The sequence below is a fragment of the Streptomyces sp. NPDC003011 genome (assembly GCF_053591515.1).
Map to the genome: position 1 here is coordinate 20761 of NZ_JBSFTY010000046.1, position 14634 is coordinate 35394.

At 70.4% G+C, this 14634-nt stretch carries 15 protein-coding genes; 8 read left to right on the top strand and 7 right to left on the bottom strand.

Translation table 11 applies throughout. The features are described from left to right. Positions 1-46: 46 nt before the first annotated feature. Both ACWD0J_RS23485 and ACWD0J_RS23490 read right to left on the bottom strand, forming a co-directional pair. A complete protein-coding gene (locus ACWD0J_RS23485; RefSeq protein ID WP_451497772.1) occupies positions 47-868 on the bottom strand; it encodes a serine hydrolase domain-containing protein in 822 nt (273 codons plus the stop codon). Between the two features lie 19 nt (positions 869-887). Next, positions 888-1370, bottom strand: coding sequence for a GNAT family N-acetyltransferase (locus tag ACWD0J_RS23490; protein ID WP_451497773.1), 483 nt, complete (start codon positions 1368-1370; stop codon positions 888-890). 98 nt (positions 1371-1468) lie between these two features. Between ACWD0J_RS23490 and ACWD0J_RS23495 the strand changes: the two genes are divergently transcribed. Together ACWD0J_RS23495 and ACWD0J_RS23500 are read left to right on the top strand one after the other, a co-directional pair. After that, entirely contained in the window at positions 1469-1930 is a 462-nt protein-coding gene (locus tag ACWD0J_RS23495; RefSeq protein ID WP_451497774.1) for a MerR family transcriptional regulator, read from the top strand. After that, positions 1930-2955 (top strand): aldo/keto reductase, encoded by a 1026-nt coding sequence (locus ACWD0J_RS23500; RefSeq protein WP_451497775.1) that lies wholly within the window; start codon positions 1930-1932, stop codon positions 2953-2955. The genes ACWD0J_RS23495 and ACWD0J_RS23500 overlap by 1 nt, the downstream gene beginning before the upstream one ends. Here the strand turns inward: ACWD0J_RS23500 and ACWD0J_RS23505 are convergent, their stop codons facing one another. The 3 genes from ACWD0J_RS23505 to ACWD0J_RS23515 all read right to left on the bottom strand — a co-directional run bounded on the left by ACWD0J_RS23505 (position 2956) and on the right by ACWD0J_RS23515 (position 5828). Next, the gene (locus ACWD0J_RS23505) at positions 2956-3819 is read right to left on the bottom strand and encodes a DUF4429 domain-containing protein (protein WP_451497821.1); all 864 of its coding nucleotides are present in this window, start codon (positions 3817-3819) and stop codon (positions 2956-2958) included. It lies immediately after the preceding gene. A 57-nt stretch (positions 3820-3876) separates the two neighbouring features. Next, the gene (locus tag ACWD0J_RS23510) at positions 3877-5094 is read right to left on the bottom strand and encodes an alpha/beta hydrolase (RefSeq protein WP_451497776.1); all 1218 of its coding nucleotides are present in this window, start codon (positions 5092-5094) and stop codon (positions 3877-3879) included. Positions 5095-5186: 92 nt separating this feature from the next. Next, positions 5187-5828 carry a TetR family transcriptional regulator gene (locus ACWD0J_RS23515; RefSeq protein ID WP_451497777.1) on the bottom strand — a complete coding sequence of 214 codons (642 nt, stop codon included), beginning with the start codon at positions 5826-5828 and terminating at the stop codon, positions 5187-5189. Between the two features lie 113 nt (positions 5829-5941). On the opposite strand from ACWD0J_RS23515, the gene ACWD0J_RS23520 reads away from it, so the two are divergent. Next, positions 5942-7558, top strand: a complete 1617-nt coding sequence (locus ACWD0J_RS23520; RefSeq protein WP_451497778.1) for an MFS transporter — start codon at positions 5942-5944, stop codon at positions 7556-7558. Between the two features lie 324 nt (positions 7559-7882). Beyond that, entirely contained in the window at positions 7883-8194 is a 312-nt protein-coding gene (locus ACWD0J_RS23525; protein WP_451497822.1) for a small hydrophobic protein, read from the top strand. Between the two features lie 68 nt (positions 8195-8262). Here ACWD0J_RS23525 and ACWD0J_RS23530 read toward each other — a convergent pair whose 3' ends face one another. Together ACWD0J_RS23530 and aceE are read right to left on the bottom strand one after the other, a co-directional pair. Beyond that, on the bottom strand, positions 8263-9000 hold the full coding sequence (locus tag ACWD0J_RS23530; RefSeq protein ID WP_451497779.1) for a potassium channel family protein: 738 nt from the start codon (positions 8998-9000) through the stop codon (positions 8263-8265). A gap of 75 nt (positions 9001-9075) precedes the next feature. Further along, complete coding sequence (aceE, locus tag ACWD0J_RS23535; protein ID WP_451497780.1) at positions 9076-11823, bottom strand: pyruvate dehydrogenase (acetyl-transferring), homodimeric type; 2748 nt, start codon at positions 11821-11823, stop codon at positions 9076-9078. 420 nt (positions 11824-12243) lie between these two features. Here aceE and ACWD0J_RS23540 point away from each other — a divergent pair, with 420 nt between their 5' ends. The 4 genes from ACWD0J_RS23540 to ACWD0J_RS23555 all read left to right on the top strand — a co-directional run bounded on the left by ACWD0J_RS23540 (position 12244) and on the right by ACWD0J_RS23555 (position 14612). Then, positions 12244-12681, top strand: coding sequence for a DUF3052 domain-containing protein (locus ACWD0J_RS23540; RefSeq protein ID WP_451497781.1), 438 nt, complete (start codon positions 12244-12246; stop codon positions 12679-12681). 110 nt (positions 12682-12791) lie between these two features. Further along, on the top strand, positions 12792-13250 hold the full coding sequence (locus ACWD0J_RS23545) for a peroxiredoxin (RefSeq protein ID WP_451497782.1): 459 nt from the start codon (positions 12792-12794) through the stop codon (positions 13248-13250). Positions 13251-13363: 113 nt separating this feature from the next. Then, on the top strand, positions 13364-13939 hold the full coding sequence (locus ACWD0J_RS23550; protein ID WP_286062136.1) for a calcium homeostasis/redox stress adaptation protein: 576 nt from the start codon (positions 13364-13366) through the stop codon (positions 13937-13939). A 97-nt stretch (positions 13940-14036) separates the two neighbouring features. Further along, entirely contained in the window at positions 14037-14612 is a 576-nt protein-coding gene (locus ACWD0J_RS23555) for a TerD family protein (RefSeq protein WP_451497783.1), read from the top strand. Positions 14613-14634 lie beyond the last annotated feature (22 nt).

Sequence of the window (14634 nt, forward strand, 5' to 3'; positions counted from 1 at the left end):
GGGGCGGCGGGGGCGAAAGAAGCCAGACCCGCACCCCGGCAGGACCTCAGCCCCGCACCTCCGCCAGCACCGCGTCCGTGAACGCCGGCCACACCTCGGCCGCCCACGGCCCGAACGCACGGTCCGTCAGCGCCACGCACGCCACCCCCGCGTCCGGATCGATCCACAGGAACGTACCGGACTGCCCGAAGTGCCCGAACGTCCGCGGCGAGGACGAAGCCCCTGTCCAGTGCGGGGACTTGGAGTCCCGGATCTCGAAGCCGAGCCCCCAGTCGTTGGGGTTCTGGTGCCCGTACCCCGGCAGCACGCCCTTCGTCCCCGGGTACTGGACCGTCATCGCGCCGGCGACCGTGCGCGGGTCGAGCAGCCGGGGCGCCTGGACCTCCGCCGCGAACCGCGCGAGGTCGTCCACGGTGGACACGCCGTCCTTGGCCGCAGAGCCCTCCAGAGTGGTGGACGTCATGCCCAGCGGCTCCAGCACCGCCTGCCGCAGATACTCGCCGAACGGGATCTCCGCCGCCTTGGCGATGTGGTCCCCGAGCTGCTCGAACCCGGCGTTGGAGTACAGCCGCCGCTCCCCGGGCGGGGCCGTCACCCGGTGCTCGTCGAAGGCCAGCCCCGAGGTGTGCGCGAGCAGGTGCCGCACCGTGGCCCCGGGCGGCCCGGCCGGCTCGTCGAGTTCGATCGCCCCCTCCTCGTACGCGACGAGGGCGGCGTAGGCCGCGAGCGGCTTGGTGACCGAGGCCAGCGGGAAGCGCCGCCCGGCCGGGCCGTGGGTTCCGAGCGGGGTTCCGTCCGCCCGGACGACGGCCGCCGCGGCGGTGGGAACCGGCCAGTTCTCGATCAACGCAAGACTCCGCAAGGACATGCCGACGAGCCTAAGCCGCTCAGAACGTCAGCCGCATCGAGGGGTCCGGCTTGCGCACGAAGCCCAGGGACGCGTAGAGCGGTTCGGCCGCGGCGGACGCGTTCAGGTCCACCTGCGCGACGCCCCGTTCGCGGAACCACCGCAGCAGCTCCTCCACGCACGCGCGCGCGTGTCCCCGGCGCCGGGCGTCCGGGTCGGTGGCCACGCTGAAGACGTGGCCCACCCGTCCGTGCGGGTTGCCGGCCCGTCCGATGCGGTACTCCTCCGTGCCGGCCGCCAGTGCCGCCAGGGCCCCCGGCCGCTCCGGACGGTCCACGACGAACGCCGCGAAGTCCCCCTCCGGTTCGGCGAGCCGGGCGCGCAGGACGGGCAGGGAGCCGGTGTGCCAGCTCGTGGACGCGGCGCCCGCGTCCGCGCCGGCGAACACCGAGTCGATCATCACCTGACGCAGCCGGAGCACTTCCTCCGCGTCCTCGGCCGTGGCCCGACGTACCTCACTCATGTCCCGCACGCTAGCCAGCAGGCCGGTGTCGCGTCCTGCCGATTTCTTAACCGGTTCCGCTTGCTTGGAGTGCACTCCAAGGCCATAGCGTTGAGGCCATGACGGTGACGGAGACCCCGGGTACCAGGACCGACAGCTGCGCAACCCCGCCGCATGCCCGCAGGCGTCCGGAGGGCCGGGACAGCTACACGATCAGCGAGGTCGTCGCGATCACCGGCCTCACCGCGCACACGCTGCGCTGGTACGAGCGCATCGGCCTGATGCCGCACATAGACCGCTCGCACACCGGCCAGCGCCGGTACAGCAACCGCGACCTCGACTGGCTCGACCTGGTCGGCAAGCTGCGGCTGACCGGCATGCCGGTCGCGGACATGGTGCGGTACGCCGAGCTGGTGCGCGAGGGCGACCACACGTACGGCGACCGCTTCGAGCTGCTGAAGGCGACCCGCGAGGACGTCCTCGCCCGGATCGCGGAACTTCAGGACACGCTCGCGGTCCTCGACCGGAAGATCGGTTTCTACGCGGACGCCGGGCGTGCCCTGGCGTCGGAGAGGTCCTGATGACCAACGGCAAGGACGGCAGGATCCCCGCGGTACGGCTCGGCGACGGCGGCCCCGAGGTGGGCGTGCAGGGCCTCGGCTGCATGGGGATGAGCTTCGCGTACGGCCCCACGGACGCCGACGAGGCCCGGGCCACCCTGGAACGGGCCCTGGAACTCGGCGTGACCCTGTACGACACGGCGGACGCGTACGGCGCGGGGGAGAACGAGCGGTTCCTCGCCCCGTTCTTCACGGCGCACCGCGACGACGTCGTGATCGCCACCAAGTTCGCCCTGGCGATCCCGCCGGACGACCCGGCCCGGCGGATCATCCGCAACGACCCGCCCTACATCCGCCAGGCCGTCGAGGCGAGCCTGACCCGCCTGGACGTCGACGTCATCGACCTCTACTACATGCACCGGCGCGATGTGAACGTGCCGATCGAGGAGACCGTCGGCGTCATGGCCGAGCTGGTGCGCGAGGGCAAGGTCAAGCACTTGGGGCTGAGCGAGGTCACGGCGGCGGAGCTGCGGGCCGCGCAGGCCGTCCACCCGATCGCCGCGGTGCAGTCGGAGTGGTCGCTGTTCAGCCGGGACATCGAGGCGCAGGTGGTGCCGGCGGCCCGCGAACTGGGCGTGGCCCTGGTGCCGTACTCCCCGCTGGGCCGGGGCTTCCTCACGGGTTCCTTCGCCAACGCCGACACGGACCTGACCTCCGACGACTTCCGCCGCCGGCAGCCCCGCTTCACCGGCGAGAACGCCGCCTCGAACGTGGCCCTGCTGGAGCCGGTCCGCGCGGTGGCCGAGGCCCACGGCGTCTCGCTCGGGCAGGTGGCACTGGCCTGGGTGCAGCGGCGGGCGGCGGTGCACGGCCTCCCGGTGGTCCCGATCCCGGGCACGCGCAGGGTCGCCCGGATCGAGGAGAACACGGCAGCGACGGGCATCGAGCTGACGGAGGAGCAACTGGCCCTCCTGGAGCCGATCGCGGCACAGGTGGCGGGCGACCGCTACGCGGACATGGCGTTCACGTCGGCCGGACGCGAGTAGCTAGAGCTCCGCCAGCAGCTGAGCCTTCTTCACGGAGAACTCCTCGTCCGTCACCAGGCCCGCCTGGTGCAGCTCCCCGAGGTGACGGATGCGATCGGCGATGTCGGCGGGGTCCCGGCGGGAGCCGGCCGCGGGTACGGCCGCGACCGGCCCCCGCTCCCGCAGGGCCGACAGGACCGCCGCGGCGAACGGCAGCGACTCGTGCACGGGTCCGTACCCCAGCCCGAAGACCACGGCCGCCGGATCCTGGTCGGCCTGCGCCGACGGCTCGCCCGCGTCCCGCCGCAGCAGCCGCAGATGCCCCTCGAACAGCTCCGGCGACCGCCACTGCACCCCGCTCAACTCGGCGACCTGGAAACTCTGGTCCCCGGCCTTCCACTTCGCCGACGACGCCCCCGTCCAGAACCAGCGGAAGTGCACGGTCCGCCCGTCGAAGGACGCCTTCCCGTCGTACGCCTTGAACTGCAGCGGCACCTCGGGCGCCGGCACCAGGAACCTCTCGGCCGGCCCGTCGTCCGCAGCGGTCAGCCGCGCCCGCAGCTCGTCGGCGTAGTACTCGGCGAGTGTCTCGCGCTCCAGCGGCAGCACCAGCCGGTACGGATCGCAGCCTTCCTTCAGCTGTCCCGCGGCCGCCTCCATCAGCGGGTCGGCGCCGGGGCGCGGTGCGGCGCGCAGGACGACCGTGCCGCGCCGGCCGGGGGTGAGCGTCACCCCGCAGAGCGCCTCCAGGGGGACCCGCCGTTCTCCCAGAGCCTGGAACAGCTTGGGCGTGCGAATACCCCGTTCGTAGCGGATGAGCACGGAGTCGGACTCGAACTCCCAGGCGGCATGAAACCCGGCCAGTACGTCACCCATGCGGCTCATCGTATGCGGCATGAGGTCCTTCGTCCCCTCCCCGCGCAGACCGCGGTTCCTGCGGCGCTACGCGCGTCCGGCCGTCGTGGTACCGGAGAAACCCGTCCGGCAGGCTTGCGTACCGCCCGCGCAGTGCACCGCGCGGTACGCGCCGACACCGATCTCCGCGAAGTTCAGCAGGCTCTGGGTGCCCGGGACGAAATAGCCGCTGTGCCCGTCCGCGCCCCGCGAGGACAGCACGCGGGCGCCGAACGCGGAGGACATCGGGTCGGCACCGTGGCCGAACCAGCCGACCTCCAGGTACGGCACGTCCTGGATCCAGTCGTCGGTGTCCCGCATCGCCCACACGCGCGCGGAGGTGCGCAGGTGGGCGGCGCTCGCGACACGCATCCCGGGGCTGCCCGCCACCGCGATGTCGGCCACCCGGCCCGGCAGCGTGCGCGCGGCCAGGCCGCACACCACGGAGCCGTAGCTGTGGCAGAAGAGGGAGACCGGGGAGTCGCCGGGCAGGCCGCGCACCAGCGCGTTCAGCCGGACCGCGCCCTCCGCCGCGCGCATCGCGGTGGCGGAGTCGATGCCGAGCCCGGCGGGCGCCGTGTAGTCGGCCCAGGCGATGACGGCCGTACGCGTCGCCGGGCTCGCCGCGCGCTCGGCCCGGTGGAGGGCCTCGGCCATACCGGCCGGCGCGGCGTATCTGCGGCTGGTGCGCTGGAAGGTCAGCAGGTCGGTGTCGACGCCGGGAACGACGACGGAGACCCGCTGGGCCGTGCTGAGGTCCCCGAACACCTCGGCGACCCGGCCCGTGCCGCCGGGGTCGAAGGCCAGGATGTGGCGGCCCTCGGCCATCAGCGCCTCGTAGCGGTGCATACGCCGGCCCGCCTCCCGCTGCCCGTCCGGCGAGAGCCGCGTGTCCCGCATGCGTTTTTGCTCCTCCTCGCCGGCCTGGCCGAGCGCGATCCGGTTGGCGCGGTAGCGCAGCTCGGCGGGGGCGCCGTTCATGTTGCCGACCGCGAGCGGGTAGCGCCGGGCGAGGCCGGCGCGCTCCTGGACGGTGAGCGCGGCGAAGAAGCGGGCGAGGCGCTGCGGCGCGGTGTCCGGGTCGGGCAGGGCCCGTCCGTGGAGGCGGCCGTGCTCCCACTCCGAGAGCGAGGCCTTGAGTGCGGAGGTGCTCCCCTGGCTGCGCAGCGCGGTCCAGCCGGTGGTCGCCAGCATTACGAACACGACGGCCAACGCGAGCAGCGCGCGCCAGACGTTCATCTGCGGGGAGGTGTCGAAGGAAGTCACTGAAAGGACACACTAGGAGAACGAACGGGTCTCGCGTGCATCAAGTGGCGTGAATCACGTTTGAGCAAAAGGTAGACAACTGGGGCAGAAGGTCAGCTTGTTCGCCAGTTCCCCGTCAGTGCCGGTCCCACCTGCGTCAGGTAACGCTCCGTCAGTTCCCGGATCGCCGCCAGGCTGAAGTCCTCGCCGGTGCTCCACTGCCGTCCCGTCACCCGCATCACACCGCTGAAGACGGCCACCGCCAGCCGCGGGCGCGGGTCCGCGTCCACGTCGAGGCCCTCCCGCGCGGCGAGCACGCGCGCGATCTCCTCCTCCGCCTCGTCGGAGCGGCGCAGATAGGCGGCGAGCAGCACGGGGGTCGACTCGATCAGCCGGTACATGCGCAGATGGACCTCGACCGGGACGACGGCCTCCACGAGCTCGTTGAGGGTGTCCCATCCCTCCAGCACGGCCTGGCGCAGCGCCTCCATCGGGGCCTCGTGCGGCGGGCGCTCGCGCACCGACTCGACGAAGTGCGCCACGGTCCTGTCCTGGAGGGCGAGGGCGGCCTCCTCCTTGCCGGCGAAGTAGCGGAAGAAGGTGCGCTGCGAGACCTCGACCGCCTCGGCGATGTCGTCGACGGTGGTGCCCTCGTAGCCCCGGCTGATGAACAGTTCGAGGGCGGCCCGCAGCAGCGCGTCCCGGGTGCGCTGCTTCTTGAGCTCGCGCAGGCCCGGCCGTGATGCCGTGTCCATGGGTCTCTCCTTCGCACCGTCCGACCAGTTCAGGCTAGGGGCAAGTGTCGTGACAGTTACCGACTTGTGAATCAGTTTGTCAATTGTCAGCGGCTGTCATTAGCCTCGAACGCATGACTAGTCAGACCACCATCGACAAGACGGGGCCGGGGGACGGGGCGCCGTCCTCCTCGTCGGGCGCGCCGTCGTCCGGACTGCGCGGCCACCCCTGGTTCACGCTCATCACTGTCGCGGTCGGGGTCATGATGGTGGCCCTCGACGGCACCATCGTGGCGATAGCCAACCCCGCCATCCAGAAGGACCTGAACGCCAGCTTCGCCGACGTCCAGTGGATCACCAACGGCTACTTCCTCGCCCTCGCGGTCTGCCTGATCACCGCGGGCAAGCTCGGTGACCGCTTCGGCCACCGGCAGACGTTCCTGATCGGCGTGGTCGGCTTCGCCGCCGCCTCCGGGGCCATCGGCCTGTCCAGCAGCATCGCGCTGGTCATCGTCTTCCGCGTCCTGCAGGGCCTGTTCGGCGCCCTGCTAATGCCGGCCGCGCTCGGCCTGCTGCGCGCGACCTTCCCCGCCGAGAAGCTCAACATGGCCATCGGCATCTGGGGCATGGTGATCGGCGCCTCGACCGCGGGCGGCCCGATCCTCGGCGGTGTCCTGGTCGAGCACGTCAACTGGCAGTCGGTGTTCTTCATCAACGTGCCGGTCGGTCTCCTCGCCGTGGCCCTCGGCGTGTGGATCCTGCTCGACCACCGTGCCGAGAACGCCCCGCGCTCCTTCGACGTGCTGGGCATCGCCCTGCTGTCGGCCGCGATGTTCTGCCTGGTGTGGGCCCTGATCAAGGCTCCCGAGTGGGGCTGGGGCGACGGCCGCACGTGGACGTTCGTCGTGGTGTCCGTCGTCGGCTTCGCCCTCTTCGCCTTCTGGGAGACGAAGGTCAAGGAGCCGCTGATCCCGCTGGCGCTGTTCCGCTCGGTCCCGCTGTCCGCGGGTGTCGTGCTGATGGTCCTGATGGCCATCGCCTTCATGGGCGGCCTGTTCTTCGTGACGTTCTACCTCCAGAACGTGCACGGTATGAGCCCGATCGACGCCGGTCTGCACCTGCTCCCGCTCACCGGGATGATGATCGTCGGCTCCCCGCTCGCCGGCGCGATGATCACCAAGTTCGGCCCGCGGGTCCCGCTGGCCGGCGGCATGGCGGCCGTCGCGCTCGCCATGGCCGGCATGTCCACGCTGGACGCGGGCACCGGCAGCGGCCTGATGTCCCTCTGGTTCGCCCTGCTGGGCCTCGGCCTGGCGCCCGTCATGGTCGGCGCCACCGAGGTCATCGTCGGCAACGCCCCGATGGAGCTCTCCGGTGTCGCCGGCGGCCTCCAGCAGGCCGCGATGCAGATCGGCGGCAGCCTCGGTACGGCCGTCCTCGGCGCGGTGATGGCGTCCAAGGTCGACAGCGACCTCGCGGGCAACTGGAAGGACGCGGGCCTCCCGCCGCTCACCCCGGCCCAGCTGGACCAGGCCGCGGAGGCGGTCCAGGTCGGCGTGGCACCGGTCGCCCCGAACACGCCGGAGGCCGTCGCCGCCAAGATCGGTGACGTCGCGCACGACACCTTCGTCTCCGGCATGAGCCTGGCGTCCCTGGTCGCCGCCGGTGTCGCCGTGGTCGCCGTCCTGGTCGCGCTGCTCACCAAGCGCGGCGAGAACGCGGAGACGGGCGCGGGGGTCGGGCACATCTGACCCGGGGCGCGCCGGGCCCGCGGAACTCCCGGAGGAATGGGCCGAGTTCCCCTATCAGGGTGACAACGCTAAAGATTCCTCGCACCCGGTACGCGCCACACGTCACAGTGGGTCAAGCCCTCCGGTACGGCAAGTTCCCCCGGCACGTTCGGGGATCTCGTACGACGAGGGCGACGGCGCTGCGGCGCGCTGCCGGAGGGGGGCGGCGCGCCGCAAGGCCGGAAAGCGAGCGGGAAAAGCCGGGGGATGACCGGCCGAACCCGGGGTACCCGCATCAACGAACCCGAGAACGAACCCCAACTGATGCGGGGGTTCTGGGAGTTGATGATGGCGAGCTACCGAAGCGGAACGCGCGGACACCCTCGCTCACGTGGCCGGACGTGGTCACGGACCGGGCCGGATCGTGCGACGCTCGCACTCATCGGAGCCATCTGCGCGATCGCCGGTTTCTTCGTGCTGGGGATCATCCTCGGCCCGGTCGCGATCGTCTGTGGCCGGCTCGCCATGGGCCGCAGCCGGGCGGGCGGCAGCCGCTCGGTCCCGGCCCTGGTCGCCCTCGTCCTGGGCGCCATCGACACGCTCCTGGCAGTCATCGCACTCGCCGGAGCGGCCACCCCGGGGTACGGCGTGTTCTGACCCGGGGCGAGTGAGGGAAGGGCCCCCGGTGGGACGACCGGGGGCCCGCCTTCATGTCCCGGCCGGGGTCACGGTCCGGGCGACCGCTCCCGCAGTGCCGCGACCTCCGTCCGCAGCGCCCGCACCTCGTCGGCCAGCAGCCGGATCGCCTCGGTCTGCCGGCGCTCCTCCACGTCGTCCTTCTCGAAGCGGGAGACGAACCACGCGGCGATGTTCGCGGTCACCACACCCAGCAGCGCGATCCCGGACAGCATCAGCCCCACCGCGATCACCCGCCCCAGTCCGGTGGTCGGCGCGTGGTCCCCGTACCCCACGGTCGTCATGGTGGTGAACGACCACCACACCGCGTCACCCAGTGTCCGGATGTTCCCGTCCGCCGACTCCCGCTCCACCGACAGCACGGCCAGCGACCCGAACATCAGCAGCCCGACCACCGCCCCCGCGACATACGTCGTCAGCCGGATCTGCGAGGCCATCCGTGCCCGCCGCTGCACCAGCAGCAGCGTCGACACCAGCCGCAGCAGCCGCAGCGGCTGGATCAGCGGCAGCAGCACCGCGGCCAGGTCCAGCCAGTGCGTCCGCACGAACCGCGCGCGGTCGTCCGCGAGGACCAGCCGCACCAGATAGTCGACGGCGAACGTCCCCCACACCCCCCACTCGACCGCCGTGCACACGACCGTCAGCGACCGGCTCACCGGACTGACCACGATGGGCACGGCGTAGGCGACGGCGAACAGCACCGAGAGCGCCAGCAGGGGCCGCTGGGTGCGCCGTTCCCAGCGCACCTGCGCCGATGGTTCTTTCATGACCGCATCGTAAAGAAACCGTAAGGGCGGCGGGGCCGCCGGCCCCACCGCCCTCGGTCGTGCCTGCCGGAGGCGCTACGCGTCGCCGCCCGCGGCCCCCGGATCGGCCGCCGAGACGTCGAGCAGCTGGTAGCGGTCGATGGCCTGCTTCAGCACCGACCGGTCGACCTTGCCCTCCCTGGCCAGTTCGGTGAGCACGCCCACCACGATCGACTGCGCGTCGATGTGGAAGAACCGCCGGGCCGCGCCGCGCGTGTCCGCGAAGCCGAAGCCGTCGGCACCCAGCGACTGGTACGTGCCCGGCACCCACCGCGCGATCTGGTCCGGAACCGACCGCATCCAGTCGGAGACGGCCACGAACGGACCCTGAGCACCGGTCAGCTTGCGCGTCACGTACGGCACCCGCTGCTCCTCCTCGGGGTGCAGCAGATTGTGCTCCTCGCACGCCACGGCCTCGCGCCGCAGCTCGTTCCAGGAGGTCGCCGACCAGACGTCGGCCTTCACGTTCCACTCCTCGGCGAGGATCTTCTGCGCCTCGACCGCCCACGGGACCGCCACACCGGACGCCATGATCTGCGCCGGGATCGACCCCGAGGTGCCCTCGCTGAACCGGTGGATGCCCTTGACGATGCCCTCGGCGTCCACGTTCGCGGGCTCGGCCGGGTGCTGGATCGGCTCGTTGTAGACGGTGAGGTAGTAGAAGACGTCCTCGCCGTGCGGGTGCTCCTCGGAGCCGCCGTACATCCGGCGCAGCCCGTCCTGCACGATGTGCGCGATCTCGAAGCCGTAGGCCGGGTCGTACGCCACACAGCCCGGGTTGGTCGACGCGAGCAGCTGCGAGTGGCCGTCCGCGTGCTGGAGACCCTCACCGGTCAGGGTCGTGCGGCCGGCGGTCGCGCCCAGGACGAAACCGCGCGCCAGCTGGTCCGACATCTGCCAGAACTGGTCGCCGGTGCGCTGGAAACCGAACATCGAGTAGAAGACGTACACCGGGATGAGCGGCTCGCCGTGCGTGGCGTACGCCGAACCCGCGGCGATCAGCGAGGCCGTGCAGCCCGCCTCGGAGATGCCGTCGTGCAGCATCTGCCCGGTCGGCGACTCCTTGTACGCGAGCAGCAGGTCCCGGTCCACGGCCTCGTACTGCTGGCCGAGTGGGTTGTAGATCTTCGCACTCGGGAAGAAGGAGTCCATGCCGAACGTGCGGTACTCGTCCGGCGCGATCAGCACGAACCGCTTGCCGATCTCCTTGTCCCGCATGAGGTCCTTGAGGAGCCGTACGAACGCCATGGTCGTGGCGATGGACTGCTGGCCGGAGCCCTTCTTCACGGCCGCGTACGTCTTGTCCTCGGGCAGGGCGAGCGGCTTGGAGCGCACCACACGCGTCGGGACGTAGCCGCCGAGCGAGTTGCGGCGGTCGTGCATGTACTGGATCTCTTCCGAGTCGCGGCCCGGGTGGTAGTACGGCGGCAGGCCGCCCTCCAGCTCCTTGTCGGAGATGGGCAGGTGCAGCCGGTCGCGGAAGCCCTTGAGGTCGTCGACCGTCAGCTTCTTCATCTGGTGCGTGGCGTTGCGGCCCTCGAAGTTGGGACCCAGCGTCCAGCCCTTGATGGTCTTGGCGAGGATCACCGTCGGCTGGCCCTTGTGCTCGACGGCCGCCTTGTACGCGGCGAAGATCTTCCGGTGGTCGTGGCCGCCGCGGCCCAGGTGCAGGATCTGGTCGTCGGTCATGTTCTCGACCATCGCGCGCAGCCGGTGGTCGTCGCCGAAGAAGTGGTCGCGGATGTACGCGCCGGTCTCGGTGGCGTACGTCTGGAACTGGCCGTCCGGCGTGGTGTTCATCTTGTTGACCAGCACGCCGTCGCGGTCCTGCGCCAGCAGCGGGTCCCAGGTGCGGTCCCACACCAGCTTGATCACGTTCCAGCCGGCGCCCCGGAAGACCGACTCCAGCTCCTGGATGATCTTGCCGTTGCCGCGCACCGGGCCGTCGAGCCGCTGGAGGTTGCAGTTGACGACGAAGGTGAGGTTGTCCAGGCCCTCGCGGGCGGCGATGGACAGCTGGCCCAGCGACTCCGGCTCGTCCATCTCGCCGTCGCCGAGGAACGCCCACACCTGCGACTTCGAGGTGTCGGCGATCCCGCGCGCGTGCATGTAGCGGTTCATCCGCGCCTGGTAGATCGCGCCGATCGGGCCGAGCCCCATGGACACGGTCGGGAACTCCCAGAAGTCCGGCATCAGCCGCGGGTGCGGGTAGCTCGACAGGCCGTACGGCGCCCTCGACTTCTCCTGCCGGAAGGCGTCCAGGTTCCGCTCGTTCAGCCGGTCCAGCAGGTACGCGCGCGCGTAGATGCCCGGAGAGGCGTGGCCCTGGAAGAAGACCTGGTCGCCGCCGTCGCCCTCGTCCTTGCCGCGGAAGAAGTGGTTGAAGCCGACGTCGTAGAGCGAGGCGGAGGAGGCGAAGGTGGCGATGTGACCGCCGACCCCGATGCCGGGCCGCTGGGCCCTGGACACCATGACCGCGGCGTTCCACCGGGTCGCGTTCAGGATCCTGCGCTCGATCTCCTCGTTGCCGGGGAAGAACGGCTCGCTCTTGGTGGGGATGGTGTTGACGTAGTCCGTGCTGCGCATCTCGGGCACGGCCACGCGCTTCTCGCGGGCACGCTCGATCAGCCGCAGCATCAGATAGCGGGCCCGCTCCCGGCCGCGCTCGTCGACGGCGGCGTCCAGGGAGTCGAGCCACTCCTGGGTTTCCTCGGGGTCGAAGTCAGGAACCTGACTCGGAAGGCCGCCAATGATGATCGGGTTGCGATCGGATCCGGAAGCCACGCTGTTCCTTACCTGTCAGAGGGCTGCTTTTCCCTGTGTTCTGGAGGTTATCGGTCTACCTGCACCGTTCCCCATCGTGTACCTCGGGAGGGCAAACGTCACCTCTACTGTGAGGTAACCGGGTCCTGGTCCAGCACCGGGTCCAGGGTTTGTCCCCGGGGAAGGTTCCCAAACGCACAAACGGGGCACAAAGGTGTGGGCTGCGTCACCCCCGGGTCGGGACGGTGTGCCGTAGGTTGCGGCGACACGGCCGGGAACGTCACCGTTTCGGCGGTCTGAACGGCCGGGTACTTGCGCGATCCGTCCCGCCCGTGTGGACTACGGCCAATGCTGCGCGCACGCGCGTGGCTGAGACTCCCCCCAAGGCCCTGAAGGGGCCAGGGGGGACCCCCATTCGAAAACATGATCAGGAGGCAACCCGTGAGCGCGACCGCGGACCACGCGGAGGAGCGGACGAACCCTGCCGTCAGGCTGGGGTTCCAGCCCGAGCAGGTGGTCCAGGAGATCGGCTACGACGACGACGTAGACCAGGAACTCCGCGAGGCCATTGAGGAAGTCATCGGCAGCGACCTTGTGGATGAGGACTACGACGATGTAGCCGATGCCGTGGTGCTGTGGTTCCGCGACGAGGACGGCGACCTGACGGATGTGCTGGTGGATGCCACCACGTACATCGAGGAGGGCGGCTCGATTCTGCTGCTGACGCCGAAGACCGGCCGGGACGGCTACGTGGAGCCGAGCGACATCTCCGAAGCCGCGACGACGGCCGGGCTCTCCGCGTCGAAGAGCGTCAGCGTCGGCAAGGACTGGAGCGGCAGCCGGCTGGTGACGCCGAAGGCCGCGAAGTCCAAGAAGTAACCCTTGAACGCCGGACGGGCTGGCACCGCCAGCCCGTCCGATGCCGTCCGGTGAGCGCTGCGTAGGGTGGATGCCACCCGAACGGCCTCACCGAAGGGAACATCCAGGAGATGGCGATCCAGGTCGGCGACAAGGCTCCCGACTTCGAGCTGAAGGACAACCACGGCGCCACCGTGCGGCTGTCGGACTTCCGCGGCAGCGAGAACGTCGTCCTTCTCTTCTACCCCTTCGCCTTCACCGGCGTGTGCACCGGCGAGCTGTGCGAGCTGCGTGACAACCTCCCGAGGTTCGCGGACCGCGACACCCAGCTGCTCGCCGTGTCGAACGACTCGATCCACACCCTGCGCGTCTTCGCCGAGCAGGAGGGCCTCGACTACCCCCTGCTGAGCGACTTCTGGCCGCACGGCGAGGTCTCCCGCGCCTACGGCGTCTTCGCCGAGGACAAGGGCTGCGCGGTGCGCGGCACCTTCGTCATCGACAAGGAGGGCCTGGTCCGCTGGACCGTCGTCAACGCCCTGCCCCACGCGCGTGACCTGAACGAGTACGTCCAGGCGCTCGACACCCTGTGATTGTTCGGGTCCAGGGACTGCGGGGTACGGGAACCCGTCACTAGGATCGACTCGTTGATCCGACATCGAACGCACGGCGGGGCTCCCCGCCCCTGGACACCAATGGAGGACTCGTGGGAGTCAGCCTCAGCAAGGGCGGCAACGTATCGCTGACCAAGGAGGCCCCGGGCCTGACCGCGGTCATCGTCGGTCTGGGGTGGGACATCCGCACCACCACCGGCACCGACTTCGACCTGGACGCCAGCGCGCTGCTGCTGAACTCGTCCGGCAAGGTCGCCAGTGACGCGCACTTCATCTTCTTCAACAACCTCAAGAGCCCGGACGGCTCGGTCGAGCACACCGGTGACAACCTCACCGGTGAGGGCGAGGGCGACGACGAGCAGATCAAGATCGACCTCGCCGGTGTCCCGGCCGACGTCGAGAAGATCGTCTTCCCGGTCTCGATCTACGACGCCGAGAACCGCCAGCAGTCCTTCGGCCAGGTGCGCAACGCGTTCATCCGCGTCGTGAACCAGGCCGGCGGCGCCGAGATCGCCCGGTACGACCTGTCCGAGGACGCCTCCACCGAGACCGCCATGGTCTTCGGCGAGCTCTACCGGCACGGCGCCGAGTGGAAGTTCCGCGCCATCGGCCAGGGCTACGCCTCGGGCCTGCGCGGCATCGCCCAGGACTTCGGGGTCAACGTCTGAGCGGTCCCGGTCCACTGTCCGGCGTCGCACGGTTTGGGTGCGGCGCCGGACGCGCAGGACAACCAGAGAAGCACCGTCTCGGGGAGGGACCAGCAACATGGGCGTCACGCTTGCCAAGGGAGGCAACGTCTCCCTGTCCAAGGCCGCACCCGACCTCGCCAAGGTGATGATCGGGCTCGGCTGGGACGCGCGCTCCACCACCGGAGCCGACTTCGACCTCGACGCCAGCGCGCTGATGTGCGCCGGCGGGCGGGTGCTGGGGGACGAGTGGTTCGTCTTCTACAACCAGCTCAAGAGCCCGGACGGCTCGGTCGAGCACACCGGTGACAACCTCACCGGTGAGGGCGAGGGCGACGACGAGTCGGTCCTGATCGACCTCTCCGCGGTGCCGCCCCGGTGCGACAAGATCGTCTTTCCGGTCTCCATCCACCTGGCCGACGAGCGTGGCCAGACGTTCGGCCAGGTCAGCAATGCCTTCATCCGTGTGGTCAACCAGGCCGACGGCCAGGAACTCGCACGCTACGACCTCAGCGAGGACGCCTCCACCGAGACCGCGATGATCTTCGGTGAGGTCTATCGCCACCAGGGCGAATGGAAGTTCAGGGCCGTGGGACAGGGGTACGCGTCGGGACTGCGGGGCATCGCTCTAGACTTCGGAGTCAATGTTTCGTAAAGCCGAGTACGGCGCGGTAAAG